Origin of the sequence: Thioalkalivibrio halophilus, from assembly GCF_001995255.1 — a bacterium.
In the GTDB taxonomy this organism is placed as follows: Bacteria; Pseudomonadota; Gammaproteobacteria; order Ectothiorhodospirales; family Ectothiorhodospiraceae; genus Thioalkalivibrio; species Thioalkalivibrio halophilus.
On the sequence record NZ_MUZR01000007.1, the window covers coordinates 59233 to 73535 of the forward strand.

At 68.4% G+C, this 14303-nt stretch carries 13 protein-coding genes and 1 pseudogene; 9 read left to right on the top strand and 5 right to left on the bottom strand.

The window, feature by feature from the left end; all coding sequences use genetic code 11:
• Nucleotides 1-24: 24 nt before the first annotated feature.
• Entirely contained in the window at nucleotides 25-1047 is a 1023-nt protein-coding gene (gene epmB / locus B1A74_RS02415; protein ID WP_425274668.1) for an EF-P beta-lysylation protein EpmB, read from the bottom strand.
• 100 nt (nucleotides 1048-1147) lie between these two features.
• Here epmB and efp point away from each other — a divergent pair, with 100 nt between their 5' ends.
• Together efp and epmA are read left to right on the top strand one after the other, a co-directional pair.
• Nucleotides 1148-1711: an elongation factor P gene (gene efp, locus B1A74_RS02420; RefSeq protein WP_018869982.1), complete on the top strand. Its 564-nt coding sequence runs from the start codon at nucleotides 1148-1150 to the stop codon at nucleotides 1709-1711.
• A 10-nt stretch (nucleotides 1712-1721) separates the two neighbouring features.
• On the top strand, nucleotides 1722-2702 hold the full coding sequence (gene epmA, locus B1A74_RS02425; protein ID WP_077243668.1) for an EF-P lysine aminoacylase EpmA: 981 nt from the start codon (nucleotides 1722-1724) through the stop codon (nucleotides 2700-2702).
• 18 nt (nucleotides 2703-2720) lie between these two features.
• On the opposite strand, the gene asd is transcribed toward epmA, so the two are convergent.
• The gene (gene asd / locus B1A74_RS02430) at nucleotides 2721-3584 is read right to left on the bottom strand and encodes an archaetidylserine decarboxylase (protein ID WP_018946374.1); all 864 of its coding nucleotides are present in this window, start codon (nucleotides 3582-3584) and stop codon (nucleotides 2721-2723) included.
• A gap of 84 nt (nucleotides 3585-3668) precedes the next feature.
• Between asd and prmB the strand changes: the two genes are divergently transcribed.
• Nucleotides 3669-4562, top strand: a complete 894-nt coding sequence (prmB, locus tag B1A74_RS02435) for a 50S ribosomal protein L3 N(5)-glutamine methyltransferase (protein WP_018946373.1) — start codon at nucleotides 3669-3671, stop codon at nucleotides 4560-4562.
• A gap of 22 nt (nucleotides 4563-4584) precedes the next feature.
• Here prmB and B1A74_RS02440 read toward each other — a convergent pair whose 3' ends face one another.
• Both B1A74_RS02440 and B1A74_RS02445 read right to left on the bottom strand, forming a co-directional pair.
• Complete coding sequence (locus tag B1A74_RS02440; RefSeq protein ID WP_077243669.1) at nucleotides 4585-5046, bottom strand: rhodanese-like domain-containing protein; 462 nt, start codon at nucleotides 5044-5046, stop codon at nucleotides 4585-4587.
• Between the two features lie 22 nt (nucleotides 5047-5068).
• Nucleotides 5069-5617, bottom strand: a complete 549-nt coding sequence (locus tag B1A74_RS02445; RefSeq protein WP_077243670.1) for a GlcG/HbpS family heme-binding protein — start codon at nucleotides 5615-5617, stop codon at nucleotides 5069-5071.
• A gap of 94 nt (nucleotides 5618-5711) precedes the next feature.
• Here B1A74_RS02445 and aroC point away from each other — a divergent pair.
• The 6 genes and pseudogenes from aroC to greA all read left to right on the top strand — a co-directional run.
• Nucleotides 5712-6803 (top strand): annotated as a pseudogene (gene aroC, locus B1A74_RS02450) (chorismate synthase); the annotation flags it as partial.
• A gap of 128 nt (nucleotides 6804-6931) precedes the next feature.
• Nucleotides 6932-8098 carry an MFS transporter gene (locus tag B1A74_RS02455; RefSeq protein ID WP_026288908.1) on the top strand — a complete coding sequence of 389 codons (1167 nt, stop codon included), beginning with the start codon at nucleotides 6932-6934 and terminating at the stop codon, nucleotides 8096-8098.
• Nucleotides 8099-8153: 55 nt separating this feature from the next.
• A complete protein-coding gene (gene dapB, locus B1A74_RS02460; RefSeq protein ID WP_077243671.1) occupies nucleotides 8154-8948 on the top strand; it encodes a 4-hydroxy-tetrahydrodipicolinate reductase in 795 nt (264 codons plus the stop codon).
• Between the two features lie 79 nt (nucleotides 8949-9027).
• Nucleotides 9028-10161, top strand: coding sequence for a glutamine-hydrolyzing carbamoyl-phosphate synthase small subunit (gene carA, locus B1A74_RS02465; RefSeq protein ID WP_077243672.1), 1134 nt, complete (start codon nucleotides 9028-9030; stop codon nucleotides 10159-10161).
• 73 nt (nucleotides 10162-10234) lie between these two features.
• On the top strand, nucleotides 10235-13471 hold the full coding sequence (gene carB / locus B1A74_RS02470) for a carbamoyl-phosphate synthase large subunit (RefSeq protein ID WP_018946366.1): 3237 nt from the start codon (nucleotides 10235-10237) through the stop codon (nucleotides 13469-13471).
• Nucleotides 13468-13947, top strand: coding sequence for a transcription elongation factor GreA (greA, locus tag B1A74_RS02475; protein WP_018869971.1), 480 nt, complete (start codon nucleotides 13468-13470; stop codon nucleotides 13945-13947). The genes carB and greA overlap by 4 nt, the downstream gene beginning before the upstream one ends.
• Here the strand turns inward: greA and yhbY are convergent.
• On the bottom strand, nucleotides 13940-14242 hold the full coding sequence (gene yhbY, locus B1A74_RS02480; RefSeq protein ID WP_018946365.1) for a ribosome assembly RNA-binding protein YhbY: 303 nt from the start codon (nucleotides 14240-14242) through the stop codon (nucleotides 13940-13942). The genes greA and yhbY overlap by 8 nt on opposite strands.
• Nucleotides 14243-14303: the final 61 nt, after the last annotated feature.

Below are 14303 nucleotides of genomic sequence, written 5' to 3' on the forward strand. Positions count from 1 at the left end.
TTCGCATTGGCGTCTGTCGGGGGATTATTCAGGCGTGTTCCCCCCGAGCGGGGTCTTTCCCGGCTCGCCGGGGATCTCGCGGACCCGGCGCGGCAGCAGGTAGCCCGGCAGACGGCGGTGCATCTCCGCGTACAGCACGGCAGCACGCTCCGCTCCGACCTCGAAATGGGCGGTGCCGCGGGTGCGATCGAGGCAGTGCAGATAGTAGGGCAGCACGCCGTGGCGGAACCCGGTTTCCTGCAGGTCGACCAGGGTGTCGGCGTCGTCGTTGACGCCGGCGAGCAGTACGGCCTGGTTGAGGAGGGCGATGCCGCTCGCCCGCAGGCGTTCCAGGGCGCGATCGGCGGGGGCCGCGAATTCACGCGGGTGGTTGGCATGCAGCACCAGCACGTGCTGCAGGCGTCCCCGGCCCAGCCAGTCCAGCAGGGCGTCGTCCACCCGCTCCGGCAACACCACCGGGAGCCGAGTGTGGATGCGCAGGCGTTCGACGTGAGGAATGGCTTCCAGACGCGCTACCAGACGCGCCAGCCGGGTGTCGGACTGGCTCAGGGGATCGCCACCGCTGAGGATGACCTCGTGGATGTCGGGGTGCGCCGCGAGATAGTCCAGCGCCGGGCCCCAGTCGTCGCGCGCCGGGTTGTGGTCGGCGTAGTCGAATTCGCGGCGGAAGCAGTAGCGACAGTGGATGGCGCAGGCCCCGGTGGTCAGCAGCAGGGCGCGTCCGGCGTACTTGTGCACCACGCCCGGAGCCGCCAGCGCGTCATGGTCGCCGACCGGGTCGGCGACGAAGCCGGGCACCTCGTCGGCCTCCTCCGCCAGCGGAAGCACCTGGCGCAGCAGCGGGTCCGCCGGGTCGCCGGGCGCGATGCGTGCGAGCCAGCTCTCGGGCACGCGGATCGGGAAACTTGCGTGGCCGGCGTGCATCCCGGGCAGGTGCTCCGGGGCGAGGGACAGGCGCCGGGCGAGGGTGGCCGGGTCGCGGATTGCGGTGGCCAGCGCGCGCTGCCAGGGGGGCGTATGGGTTGCCGGCGGCGTACGCGTTATCATGATCGGATTTTTGGGCATGGTCGGTTCCCGGCGGGACGGCCGGCCCGCGTTGTTTGAACGGCTGGAAGAACTGGCTGGAAACCCTCGAGGACTACGCGCAATGGCAACCTACAGTACCAACGAATTCAAGGGCGGTCTCAAACTCCTGCTGGACGGCGATCCGATGTCGATCGTGGAGAACGAGTTCGTCAAGCCGGGCAAGGGGCAGGCCTTCAACCGCGTGAAGCTGCGCAACCTGCGCACCGGGCGCGTGGTGGAGAAGACCTTCAAGTCGGGCGAGTCGGTGGAGGCCGCCGACGTGCTCGAGACCGAGATGCAGTATCTCTACAACGACGGCGAGTTCTGGCACTTCATGACCCCGGAGAGCTTCGAGCAGTATGCGGTGAGCAAGGCCGCGCTCAACGGCTCCGACCAGTGGCTGAAGGAACAGGACATGTGCACCGTGACCCTGTGGAACGGCGAGCCGCTGTCGGTGGAGGCCCCGGCCTTCGTCGAGCTGCAGATCACCCAGTGCGACCCGGGCATCCGCGGCGACACCGCCCAGGGCGGGACCAAGCCGGCCACCCTGGAGACCGGCGCGGTGGTCAAGGTGCCGCTGTTCGTCGAGGAGGGTGAAACCATCAAGGTGGACACCCGCAAGGGTGAATACGTCTCGCGCGTCTGATCCGGCGTCCGTGTCGGACTGGCGGCCGCGGGCCGCCGGGTCGCGCGTGGCCCGGGCCCGCCTGCTGGCCGAACTGCGGGGCTTCTTCGCGCGCCGCGGCGTGCTGGAGGTGGAGACCCCGATCCTCGGCCGGGGCACGGTCCTCGACCCCGCCATGGAGAGCTGGCATGCGCAGGCCGGCGATGGCGCCGGCGGGCGCGAGGGGGGCTGGCTGCAGACCTCGCCGGAATACCCGATGAAGCGCCTGCTGGCAGACGGCTCCGGGGACATCTACCAGATCGCCAGGGTGTTCCGCGGCGGCGAAAGCGGTGCCCGCCACAACCCCGAGTTCAGCCTGCTGGAATGGTATCGCCTCGGGTTCGACGACCGGACGCTGGCCGACGAGGTGGTGACCCTGCTGCAGGAGGTCGCTGCGGCGGACCCGGCCTGGCACGCGCCCGCCCCGGAGCCGCGGGTCGTCGCCTACCCGGACCTGCTTGACGAGGCGCTGGGCGTCGATGCGCTGCACGACGACGCGGCGCGCCTGCAGGCCGTGGCCGCGCAGCGCGGCCTGACCGTCCACGGCGAACTGGACCGCGATGCCTGGCTGGATGCGCTGATGTCGCTGTGCGTGGTGCCCGGGTTCCCGCCGGGACGTATCACCATCCTGCACGACTATCCGGAAAATCAGGCGATCCTCGCGCGGCGCAGTCGCGAGCGTCCCGGCTGTGCCGCGCGTTTCGAGGTCTACTGGGGCGATCTGGAGCTGGCCAACGGCTACTTCGAGCTGACCGACCCGGTGGAATTCCGCCGGCGCCGCGAGCAGGACCGGGCGCGGCGGCGCGCGCGCGGCCAGCCGGAACCCGCGGCCGATCCGTTCCTGGAGGGTGCGCTGGAGGCGGGACTGCCCGACTGCGCCGGGGTGGCGCTGGGGGTGGACCGCCTGCTGATGCGCCTGCTGGGCGAGGACGATATCCGGCGGGTGATCGATTTCCCCTGGGGACGCGCCTGAAGTGCCCGCGGGGTTGGCTCAGTCCCGGCCGGTGTAACGGCCCAGGGCGCTGCGAACCTGCACCTCGGTTTCGGGCGTCAGCGCCGGTTCCAGTTCCAGCGGGCCCGGGGGCAGCAGGAGGACCACCGAGGACCCCAGGTTGAAGCGGCCCATCTCCGCGCCGCGCTCCAGTGCGATGTCGCGTTCCGGCCAGGTCACGCAGCTGGCCTCGCGGGCCGCGGGCGGCGTGATCTCCCCGGCCCATACGGTCTCGATCGAGCCCACGTTCTGGGCGCCGATCAGGGCCGTCGCCATAGGGCCGAAGCGGGTGTCGAACAGCGCCACCACGCGCTCGTTGCGGGCGTAGATGCGCGGCACGTGACGCACGATACGCGGGGCCACCGAAAACAGCCGCCCGGGGACATGGATCGCGTGGGTTAGCGTGCCGTCCAGCGGCATATGCAGGCGGTGGTAGTGGCGCGGGGACAGGTACAGGGTGACGAAATGCCCGTCGCGAAATGGCACCGCGAGGTCGTTCTCGCCGCCCAGCAGTTCTTCCACCGAGTAGTCGTGCCCCTTGGCCTGGAAGATGCGCCCGGCCTCGATGCGCCCGCTGGCGCTGACCCGCGCATCCGCCGGGCTGACCACGGTGGCGGGATCGCCCTCCAGCGGGCGTACCCCGTCGCGCAGGGCGCGGGTGAACAGGGCGTTGAAGCTGGGGTAGGCGGCGATGTCCGGCTCCGCGGCCTCGCTCATGTCGAGCCCGAACCGGCGGACGAAGGCACGCAGCAGCGGCTGCACGCGCGGGGACTCGATGCGGGCCAGCCGGTGCACCAGCCGCGACAGGGCGTGATGGGGCAGGGCGTGGGACAGGCGGGCAAGCCAGGGATCGACGGCGCTCATGGGGTTCTCGTGGCGTGGGATCGGGTGCATGATGCCGGTCGCGGTTTATCATGACGACCCTTCAACCCCTCCCGGAGTGTGAAAATGGAACCCGGTACCGGTTTGCTCACCCTGCGCGACTTCATTCGCTACGGCGCGTCGCAGTTCCGTGCGGCGGGGCTGTCCTTCGGGCACGGCACCGACAACGCCTTTGACGAAGCCGCCTGGCTGACCCTGCACGCGCTGCACCTGCCGCTGGACCTGGAGGCGCACTGGTGGGACAGCCGGTTGACCGAGGCGGAGCGCGAACGGGTCGAGGGCCTGCTGCGCGAGCGCATCCAGTCGCGCAAGCCGGCGGCCTATCTGGCGCGCGAGGCGTGGTTCGCCGGGTTGCCCTTCCACGTGGACGAGCGCGTGCTGGTACCGCGTTCACCCTTCGCCGAAGTGATCGAGTCGGGGTTCGAACCGTGGGTGGATCCGGACGCCGTGGAGCGCGTGCTGGACCTGGGCACCGGCGCGGGCTGCATCGGCATCGCCGTGGCGCTGGTGCTGCCGCAGGCGCGCGTCGATCTGGCCGACATCTCGCCGGATGCGCTGGCGGTGGCGCGCGACAACGTGGCGCGTTACCAGCTGGAGGACCGGGTCCGGCTGGTCGAGAGCGATGTCTTCGAAGGGCTGGGGCCGGAGGATCGCTACGATCTCATCGTGACCAATCCGCCGTACGTGGACGCCCGCGACATGGCCGAACTCCCGGACGAATACCGCCACGAACCCGAACTGGGGCTGGCGGCCGGGGAAGACGGTCTCGACATCGTGCGCCGCATCCTCGCCGGCGCGCGCCGGCATCTGACCGACGAGGGGGTGCTGATGGTGGAGGTCGGCAACAGCCAGGAGGCCGTAGAGGATGCGTTCCACGACATCCCGATGGTGTGGCTGGATTTCGAGGCCGGCGGTCACGGGGTGTTCGTGGTGCGGGCAGAGGACCTGCCCGCGGACTGAAGCCGCACCGGAGGGGCGCGGATCAGCACTGCTCCCAGGGCAGGCCGTGGTAACGCCACCCGCCCACGGTGGAACGGTGGTGCTGCTCGTCCAGCGGACCCTCGAAACCCTCTTCCACCGAATACACGTTGTGCACCCCGGCCTGCAGCAGGGCCTCGGCGGCCGCCAGGGTGCGCTTTCCGCTGCGGCAGATCAGGTACACCGACGGGGCGTCCTCGGCGGTGTCCATGGCCCCGCCCAGCAGCAGCTTGCGCACCTGCGGCACGAAGTCCGGGTTCACCGTCCAGTCCGGTTCGTCGATCCACGGGATGTGCACGGCCCCCACCGGGTGGCCGACGAACAGGAATTCCATGGTCGAGCGAACATCGACCAGCAGATCCCGGGGCCGTTCGCGCAGGCGCTCCCGGGCCTCCACCGGGTGGATGCGGGGGACGTTGGCGCCGGTGTCCGGCGAGTGTCCGTGCGGGTCGGAATGTTCGCTCATGCGATGGTCTCCGGTTGCAGGGTTACATGGCGAAGTCCAGTTCTTCCCGGATCGCCTCCATGCCTTGTTCGGCGCAGGCGCGGTCCAGATCGCCGCCCGGGGCGCCGGAGACCCCCACCGCACCGAGCATGCGGCCGGCGGCCTCGATCAGGATGGCCCCGTCCAGCATCAGGATGCCGTCGACGTTGTTCATTTCGTCACGGATATCCTCGCGGTTGGCCACGAAGTCACCGGAGTCCAGGCCGGACATGACCGAGGCGCGGGCCTTGTCACCGGCGATCGAGATGGTCTGCGGTGCGGCCCGGTCGTCGCGCATGACGACGCGATCGTTGCCGCTGCGGTCCACCACCACGGCGCTGACCTGGTGTCCGTCGTCGCGGCAGGACTGCACGGTGGCCATCGCCAGCTCCTGGGCCAGGTCCAGGTTCAGGCTGGGCAGCTCGGTGTAGACGTCGGCCGCGGCCGAGCCGCCGAAGCCCAGCATCCCGCTCAGGACGGTGGCCAGGGCGGTGCGGCGGAGCGATTGCAGACGGGTCATGGAGAACTCCTTGCGGTTGAGTGACAGGAGCATAGACGAAAGGACGGCGACGCGGATTCCGGTGGTGGTACCCGGGTCGCTTCCATGGGCGGGCGACATCCCCGGCGGCTGGCGGTAAACTGGCGCCATGTCAGGAAACAGCTTTGGACGACTGTTCGTCGTCACCACATTCGGCGAGAGTCACGGACCGGCCCTGGGCGGGGTCGTGGACGGCTGCCCACCCGGGATCCCGCTCACCGAGGCCGATCTGCAGAAGGACCTGGACCGGCGGCGTCCGGGTCAGTCGCGTCATACCACCCAGCGGCGCGAGCCGGACCAGGTGCGCATCCTGTCCGGGGTGTTCGAGGGCGTGACCACCGGCACCCCCATCGGGTTGCTGATCGAGAATACCGATCAGCGCTCGAAGGACTACGGCGAGATCAAGGACCAGTTCCGGCCGGGACACGCGGACTACACCTACCACCGCAAGTACGGCGTTCGCGACTATCGCGGGGGCGGACGCAGTTCCGCGCGCGAGACCGCGCTGCGGGTGGCGGCCGGATCGGTGGCCCGGCGCTTCCTGGGGGAGCGCTACGGCATCGTGATCCAGGGCTGGCTGTCGCAGCTGGGGCCGCTGGGGCTGGAGGAGAAGGACCTCGCACGCACCGAAGATAACCCGTTCTTCTGCCCGGATCCCGACCGGGTCCCGGAGCTGGAAGAATTCATGGACCAGCTGCGCAAGTCGGGGGATTCCATCGGGGCGCAGGTGACGGTGGAAGCCCGGGGGGTCCCGGCCGGCTGGGGCGAGCCGGTGTTCGACCGCCTGGACGCCGAGCTGGCCCACGCCCTGATGAGCATCAATGCGGTCAAGGGCGTGGAGATCGGGGCCGGCTTTGACAGCGTGGCCCAGCGCGGCACCGAGCACCGCGACGAAATCACCCCGGAGGACGGTTTCCTGTCCAACCATGCCGGTGGCGTGCTGGGCGGGATCTCCACCGGTCAGGCGCTGCGCGCGAACCTGGCGCTCAAGCCGACCTCGTCGATCCGCCTGCCGGGCCGCAGCATCGACACCGCCGGCGAGCCGGTGGAGGTGGTGACCAAGGGGCGTCATGACCCCTGCGTGGGCATCCGCGCCGCGCCCATCGCCGAGGCGATGACGGCGCTGGTGCTGGCCGATCACGCGTTGCGCCATCGCGGTCAGAATGCCGACGTGCCGGACCGCGGCCCGCATCCCGGGGAAGGCCCGGGACCCGAGTCCGGGTATCGCTCCGGCTCCGGCGTCGATGCCCGGGGTCGAGTCCCGGCTCCTTTCAGCGTTTTCACCCTCCGTGCCGGATCCGGCACGGAGCGTTATCCGTGGTTCCGGTCGTGACGCCCAATCTGCGCCTGTCCAGCTTCTACTTCTTCTATTTCGCCACCATCGGGGCGTTCATGCCCTACTGGGGGCCGTATCTGTCCGAGCTGGGGTTCTCCGGCTCGCAGATCGGCGAGCTGATGGCGATCGTGCTGGCGACCAAGATCATCGCGCCCAATGTGTGGGGATGGCTGGCGGATCGTACCGGCACCCACATGCCGCTGGTGCGCTCGGGGGCGCTGGCGGGGCTGATCGCCTTCACCGGGGTGCTGCTGTATTCCGGCTACTGGTGGCTGGCGGCGGTGATGGCGGTGTTCAGCTTCTTCTGGAACGCGATCCTGCCGCAGTTCGAGGCCACCACCCTGCGCACCCTGGGGCGCGACAGCCACCGCTACGCGCTGGTGCGGCTGTGGGGGTCGGTGGGCTTCATCGTGGCGGTGGCCTCGCTGGGCTGGCTGTTCGACTACATCGACGTGGCCTGGCTGCCGTGGCTGGTGCTGCTGCTGTTCGTCGGCCTGTATGTCAGCACGCTGCAGGTCCCGGAGCCGCCGCGTGACGAGGTGGCCGAGAACAACGTGCCGTCGATCGGGAGCGTGCTGCGGCGGCCCGAGGTCATCGGGCTGTTCCTGGCGTGTTTCTTCATGCAGGCGAGTCACGGGCCGTACTATGCATTCTTCACCCTGTACGTGGAGGAGGCGGGTTTCTCCCGCTCGATGGCCGGGCAGCTGTGGGCCCTGGGCGTGCTGGCCGAGGTGTTCCTGTTTCTGATCACGCCGCGACTGATCCTGCGTTTCGGCGCGTGGTTCCTGGTGACCCTGGCGCTGGTGCTGACCACGCTGCGCTGGTCGCTGCTGGCGGCGGTGCCGGAGTCACTGCCGATGCTGCTGTTCATCCAGACCCTGCATGCCTTCAGCTACGGGGTGTATCACGCGGCGGCGATCTCGCTGATCCATTATTTCTTCCCCGGCCGGCTGCAGGGGCGCGGACAGGCGCTTTATTCGTCGCTGGCCTTCGGCATCGGAGGTGCGCTGGGCAGTCTGGCCGCCGGCTATCTGTGGGACGGCGTGGGCTCGGCCTCGGTCTACGTGCTGGCCGCGGGGCTGGCGGCAGCCGGGGTAGTGGCCTCGCTGTTCGGCCACTGGCGCCACCGGCGAGTGGCGGCCCGGACCCGGGCGGGCTGACGCATCGCCGGGGCTCGCGTAGGCTTTGTGCAACTGACAGGAGGACGCAACGATCATGATCCGAGTAGCAGTCGCGGGCGCCGCCGGGCGCATGGGCCAGAACCTGGTGCGCGCGGTGGAGGAACACCCGCAGGCGGAGCTGGGTGCGGCCAGCGAACGCCCCGGCAGCGAGGCCATCGGCCAGCCGGTGGATACGGCCGGCCGCGTGCACCTGGTGGAGGATCTGGGCACGGTGACCGGGGATTTCGACGTGCTGATCGATTTCACCCGCCCCGAGGCCACCATGGAGCACCTGGAGATCTGCCGCCGGGCGGGGCGCACCCTGGTGGTCGGCACCACCGGCCTGGATGCGACGCAGGAGGCGGCGCTGCGCGAGGCGGCCAGGGAGCATACGGTCGTGTATGCCCCCAACATGAGCGTCGGGGTCAACCTGACCTTCAAGCTGGTGGAGCTGGCGGCGCGCGCCCTGGGCGACAGCACTGATGTGGAGATCCTTGAGGCCCATCACCGGCACAAGGTGGATGCCCCGTCGGGCACCGCGCTGCGCCTGGGGCGCATCGTGGCCGACACCCTGGGGCGCGACCTGGAGCAGGACGCGGTGTACGGCCGCGAGGGTCACACCGGCGCGCGCGAGCGCAGCACCATCGGCTTTGCCACGGTGCGCGGCGGCGACATTGTCGGCGAGCACACCGCGCTGTTCGCCGGCGAGGGCGAGCGGGTGGAGATTACCCACAAGGCTTCGGACCGCGGGATCTTCGCATCCGGGGCGGTACGTGCGGCGGTGTGGGCCAGCGAACGCGGCCCCGGGCTTTTCGATATGCAGGATGTCCTCGGCCTGCGCGAGCTGTGACGCCGCGTTGGACGGGGATTTGGGCCCTGGCGTACACTTGTTACATCCCGTTTGATGATCCCCTGCCGGAGGTTCGCCCGTGCCCGCGCCCGCCCTGCTCGTCCTTGAAGATGGCACCGTGTTCCATGGTCAGGCGATCGGCGCCCTCGGCCAGACGGTTGGCGAGGTGGTGTTCAACACCGCCATGACCGGCTATCAGGAGATCCTGACGGATCCCTCGTATGCGCGGCAGATGGTGACCCTGACCTATCCGCATATCGGCAACACAGGGACCAACCCGGAGGACGACGAGTCGTCGCGGGCGCAGGCCGCCGGGCTGATCGTGCGCGACGTGCCGCCGCTGGTGTCGAATTTCCGCTCGCGCGAATCGCTCCCGGATTACCTGCTGCGCCACGGGATCGTGGCCATTTCCGGCATTGATACCCGCAGGCTGACCCGTCTGCTGCGAGAGAAGGGCGCGCAGAACGGCTGTATCCAGGCAGGCGAGGTGGACGAGTCCGCGGCCCTGGCCGCCGCCCGCGAGTTCCCCGGCATCAAGGGCATGGACCTGGCCCGGGAAGTCACCACGCGCAAGCGCTACGAGTGGCTGGAGGGCACCTGGCAGCTGGGCGGGGAGCCGCGGCAGCTGAGCCCGGACGCGGCCGAGTATCACGTGGTCGCCTACGACTTCGGAATGAAACAGAACATCCTGCGGATGATGGTGGACCGGGGCTGCCGGGTGACCGTGGTCCCGGCCGAGACCTCGGTGGAGGAGGTGATGGAGCTGTCCCCCGATGGCGTGTTCCTGTCCAACGGGCCGGGGGACCCTGAACCCTGCACCTACGCAATCGAGGCGATTCGCGGTTTCTGCGAACGCCGTGTGCCGCTGTTCGGGATCTGCCTGGGGCACCAGCTGCTGGGGCTGGCCAGCGGGGCGCAGAGCGTGAAGATGAAATTCGGCCACCACGGCGCCAACCACCCGATTCGTCACGAGGCCAGCGGACGCGTGATGATCTCTTCGCAGAACCACGGGTTCGCGATCGACGAGGACCGTCTGCCCGGGACCCTGACGCCGACCCACCGTTCGCTGTTCGACGGTACTCTGCAGGGGGTCGCACGGACGGACTGTCCGGCGTTCAGCCTGCAGGGCCACCCGGAGGCGAGCCCGGGGCCGCATGACGTGTCCGCGGCGTTCGACGATTTCGTCGAGATGATGCGCGCCGTCCGCGCCTGAGAATCCCGGCGGCGCGCCCCGCGTGCCGTCCGCCGAACCCGAATCCTGACCCGACAGCCAGCGAGAGGGCCTCATGCCCAAGCGTACCGATATCCAGAGCGTCCTGATCCTCGGGGCCGGCCCGATCGTGATCGGCCAGGCCTGCGAGTTCGATTACTCCGGCGCCCAGGCCTGCAAGGCCCTGCGCGAGGAGGGCTACCGGGTGATCCTGGTGAACTCCAACCCGGCGACCATCATGACCGATCCGGAGATGGCGGATGCCACCTATATCGAACCGGTCGAATGGAAGACGGTGGAGAAGATCATCGCCGCCGAGCAGCCGGATGCCCTGCTGCCGACCATGGGCGGACAGACCGCGCTGAACTGCGCGCTGGACCTCTCGCGCGAAGGGGTGCTGGAGAAGCACGGCGTGGAGATGATCGGCGCCAACGAGGCGGCCATCGACATGGCCGAGGACCGCGATCACTTCAAGGCCGCGATGGCCGACATCGGCCTGGACACCCCCACCGCGGAGCTGGCGCATTCCTGGGAAGAGGCGCAGCAGATCCAGCCGCGCATCGGCTTCCCGGTGATCATCCGGCCGTCGTTCACGCTTGGTGGTTCCGGCGGCGGCATCGCCTACAACCGCGAGGAGTTCGAGTACATCGTCAAGAACGGGCTCGACCTCTCGCCGGTGAATCAGGTGCTGCTGGAGGAATCCGCACTGGGGTGGAAAGAGTTCGAGATGGAGGTGGTCCGCGACCAGGCGGACAACGCCATCATCATCTGTTCGATCGAGAACGTCGACCCGATGGGGATCCATACCGGCGACTCGATCACCGTGGCCCCGGCGCAGACCCTGACCGACAAGGAATACCAGATCATGCGCGACGCCTCGCTGGCGGTGCTGCGCAAGATCGGCGTGGAGACCGGCGGCTCCAACGTGCAGTTCGCGATCAACCCGGAGAACGGGCGCATGATCGTGATCGAGATGAACCCGCGGGTGTCGCGTTCCTCCGCGCTGGCCTCCAAGGCGACCGGCTTCCCGATCGCCAAGGTCGCCGCCAAGCTGGCGGTGGGGTACACCCTCGACGAGCTGAAAAACGAGATCACCGGCGGGCTCACCCCGGCGTCGTTCGAGCCGTCGATTGACTACGTGGTCACCAAGATCCCTCGCTTTACGTTCGAGAAGTTCCCCCAGGCCGAGGCGCAGCTGACCACGCAGATGAAGGCCGTGGGCGAGGCCATGGCCATCGGCCGGACCTTCCAGGAGTCCCTGCAGAAGGCGCTGCGCTCAATGGAGACCGGCATGGACGGACTGGACGAGCGCATCGATCTCGATGCGCAGGATGTGGTGGAACGCTTGCGCACCGCACTGGCCAACCCGACGCCCGACCAGCTGCTGTACGTGGCCGACGCCTTCCGCCATGGCTTCAGCGTGCAGGACATCTTCGAACTGACTGCCATCGACCCCTGGTTCCTGGCGCAGATCCAGGAGCTGGTGGATCTGGAAAAGGCGGTGCGCGACCGCATCCTCGGTGAGATCGATGCCGAGGAGATGTATCGGCTGAAGCAGCGCGGTTTTTCCGACCTGCGCCTGGCCCGGCTGCTGAACGAGACCGAGAAGGCCGTGCGCAAGCACCGTCATCGTCTTGGCGTGCGCCCGGTGTACAAGCGGGTGGACACCTGTGCGGCCGAGTTCGCCACCACCACCGCATACATGTATTCCTCCTACGAGGAGGAGAACGAGGCGGAGCCGACCGACCGGCAGAAGATCATGGTGCTGGGCGGGGGTCCCAACCGCATCGGCCAGGGCATCGAGTTCGACTACTGCTGCGTGCATGCCGCACTCGCCATGCGTGAGGACCAGTACGAGACCATCATGGTCAACTGCAACCCGGAGACGGTTTCCACCGACTATGACACCTCCGACCGGCTGTATTTCGAGCCGCTGACGCTGGAGGATGTGCTGGAAGTCGTGGAGACCGAACGGCCCACCGGCGTGATCGTGCAGTACGGCGGGCAGACCCCGCTGAAGCTGGCGCGCGACCTGGAGGATGCCGGGGTCCCGATTATCGGCACCAGCCCCGACTCGATCGACCTGGCCGAGGACCGCGAGCGCTTCCAGGCCCTGCTGAACAAGCTGGGGCTCAAGCAGCCGCCCAACCGCACTGCGCGCAGCGAGGAAGAGGCCGAGAAGCTGGCCGACGAGATCGGCTATCCGCTGGTGGTGCGTCCGTCCTACGTGCTGGGCGGGCGCGCGATGGAGATCGTGCGTGACCGCGAGGACCTGCGCGGCTACATGCAAAGCGCGGTCTCGGTCTCCAACGAGGCGCCGGTGCTGCTGGACCGTTTCCTCGACGACGCGATCGAGGTCGACATCGACGCCGTCTGTGACGGCCAGGACGTATTCATCGGCGGGGTGATGGAACACATCGAACAGGCCGGTGTCCATTCCGGAGATTCCGCCTGCTCGCTGCCACCGTTCTCGCTGTCGCTGGAGCTGCAGGAGCGCATGGTGGATCAGGTGCGCAAGATGGCCGTGGGCCTTCGCGTGGTCGGTCTGATGAACACCCAGTTCGCGGTCAAGGGCGACGACATCTACGTCCTGGAGGTCAATCCGCGTGCCTCGCGCACCGTGCCCTACGTGTCCAAGAGCGTCGGTCTGCCGCTGGCCAAGATCGCCGCGCGCTGCATGGCCGGAACCTCGCTGGCCGAGCAGGGCGTCGGCGGCGCGGTGTTCCCCGACTACTATTCGGTCAAGGAAGCGGTTTTCCCGTTCGCCAAGTTCCCCGGGGTGGATCCGATCCTCGGGCCGGAGATGAAGTCCACGGGCGAAGTGATGGGGGTGGGCCGCAGTTTTGCCGAGGCCTTTGCCAAGAGCCAGCTGGGTGCGGGCGTTCTGCTGCCGTCCACCGGCAAGGCCTTCGTGTCAGTGCGCGACATCGACAAGCCGGAGGTTACCGGGATCGCCCGGCGGCTGGTCGAGCTGGGCTTCGAGGTGCTGGCCACCCGGGGCACCGCCGGGCTGCTGGAAGAACAGGGCATCGCCGTGACCCGCGTGAACAAGGTCACCGAGGGGCGCCCGCACATCGTCGACATGATCAAGAACGACGAGGTCAGCTTTATCATCAATACGGTGGAAGGCAAGCAGTCGACTGCCGATTCCTACACCATTCGGCGCGAGGCCCTGATGCACAAGGTGGGTTATACCACCACCATCGCCGGGGCCCGGGCCACGGTCCAGGCACTGGACCATCTGGAGGGCAGCGAGGTGTTCCGCTTGCAGTCGCTCCACCAGGAGAACCGAGCAGGAGGGTTGGGTTCATGAAGAAGACACCGCTTACCTTGAACGGCGCCGAGAAGATGAAGGAAGAGCTGCGGCGCCTGAAGGCCGAAGACCGGCCGAAAGTGGTCAACGCGATCGCCGAGGCGCGTGAGCACGGGGACCTCAAGGAAAATGCCGAGTACCATGCGGCGCGCGAGCAGCAGAGTTTCATCGAGGGACGGATCCGCGAGCTGGAGGCGACCCTGTCCAATGCCGAGATCATCGACGTGACCGCCCTGCCGCAGACCGGCAAGGTGGTGTTCGGCACGACGGTGGTGCTGGAGGCCACCGAGGACGGGCGCGAGGTGACTTACAAGATCGTCGGGGACGACGAGGCCGATATCAAGCAGAACATGATTTCGGTGTCCTCGCCGATCGCCCGGGCGCTGATCGGCAAGGAAGAGGGCGACATCGTGACCGTTCAGGCGCCCGGCGGCGAGACGGAATACGAGATTCTCGAGGTGCGTTACGTCAACTGACGGGCTCGAGGCTGACCTTCGGCGCCTCCGGGTTGCGCCGGAACAGCGTGGCCACGTGGCCGATGCGCTGAACCAGCTCCGCGCCGGTGCGCTCGCACATGTCGTGGATGACCTCGGCGCGGGCGTCACGGTCGCCGATCCCGACCTTTACCTTGACCAGTTCGTGATGGGCCAGCGCCTGTTCCAGTTCGGCCAGCACTGCCTCGGACAGGCCGTGGCGACCAAGGGTCACGACGGGCTTGCGCGGGTGGGCGAGGCTGCGCAGATGGCGGCGTTGCGCGTCAGTCAGATTCACGGGAGGCTTGCTTCGTTTTGAAACGGTACGAGTGTAGCACGCCGCCGCCGGCACGAAACCG

What these genes read in the sequence shown, in the direction of transcription:
- epmB (WP_425274668.1), bottom strand. Translation starts at nt 1,047, where the DNA reads ATGATAACGCGTACGCCGCCGGCAACCCATACGCCCCCCTGGCAGCGC.
- efp (WP_018869982.1), top strand. Translation starts at nt 1,148, where the DNA reads ATGGCAACCTACAGTACCAACGAATTCAAGGGCGGTCTCAAACTCCTG.
- asd (WP_018946374.1), bottom strand. Translation starts at nt 3,584, where the DNA reads ATGAGCGCCGTCGATCCCTGGCTTGCCCGCCTGTCCCACGCCCTGCCC.
- prmB (WP_018946373.1), top strand. Translation starts at nt 3,669, where the DNA reads ATGGAACCCGGTACCGGTTTGCTCACCCTGCGCGACTTCATTCGCTAC.
- B1A74_RS02440 (WP_077243669.1), bottom strand. Translation starts at nt 5,046, where the DNA reads ATGAGCGAACATTCCGACCCGCACGGACACTCGCCGGACACCGGCGCC.
- B1A74_RS02445 (WP_077243670.1), bottom strand. Translation starts at nt 5,617, where the DNA reads ATGCTCCTGTCACTCAACCGCAAGGAGTTCTCCATGACCCGTCTGCAA.
- dapB (WP_077243671.1), top strand. Translation starts at nt 8,154, where the DNA reads ATGATCCGAGTAGCAGTCGCGGGCGCCGCCGGGCGCATGGGCCAGAAC.
- carB (WP_018946366.1), top strand. Translation starts at nt 10,235, where the DNA reads ATGCCCAAGCGTACCGATATCCAGAGCGTCCTGATCCTCGGGGCCGGC.
- greA (WP_018869971.1), top strand. Translation starts at nt 13,468, where the DNA reads ATGAAGAAGACACCGCTTACCTTGAACGGCGCCGAGAAGATGAAGGAA.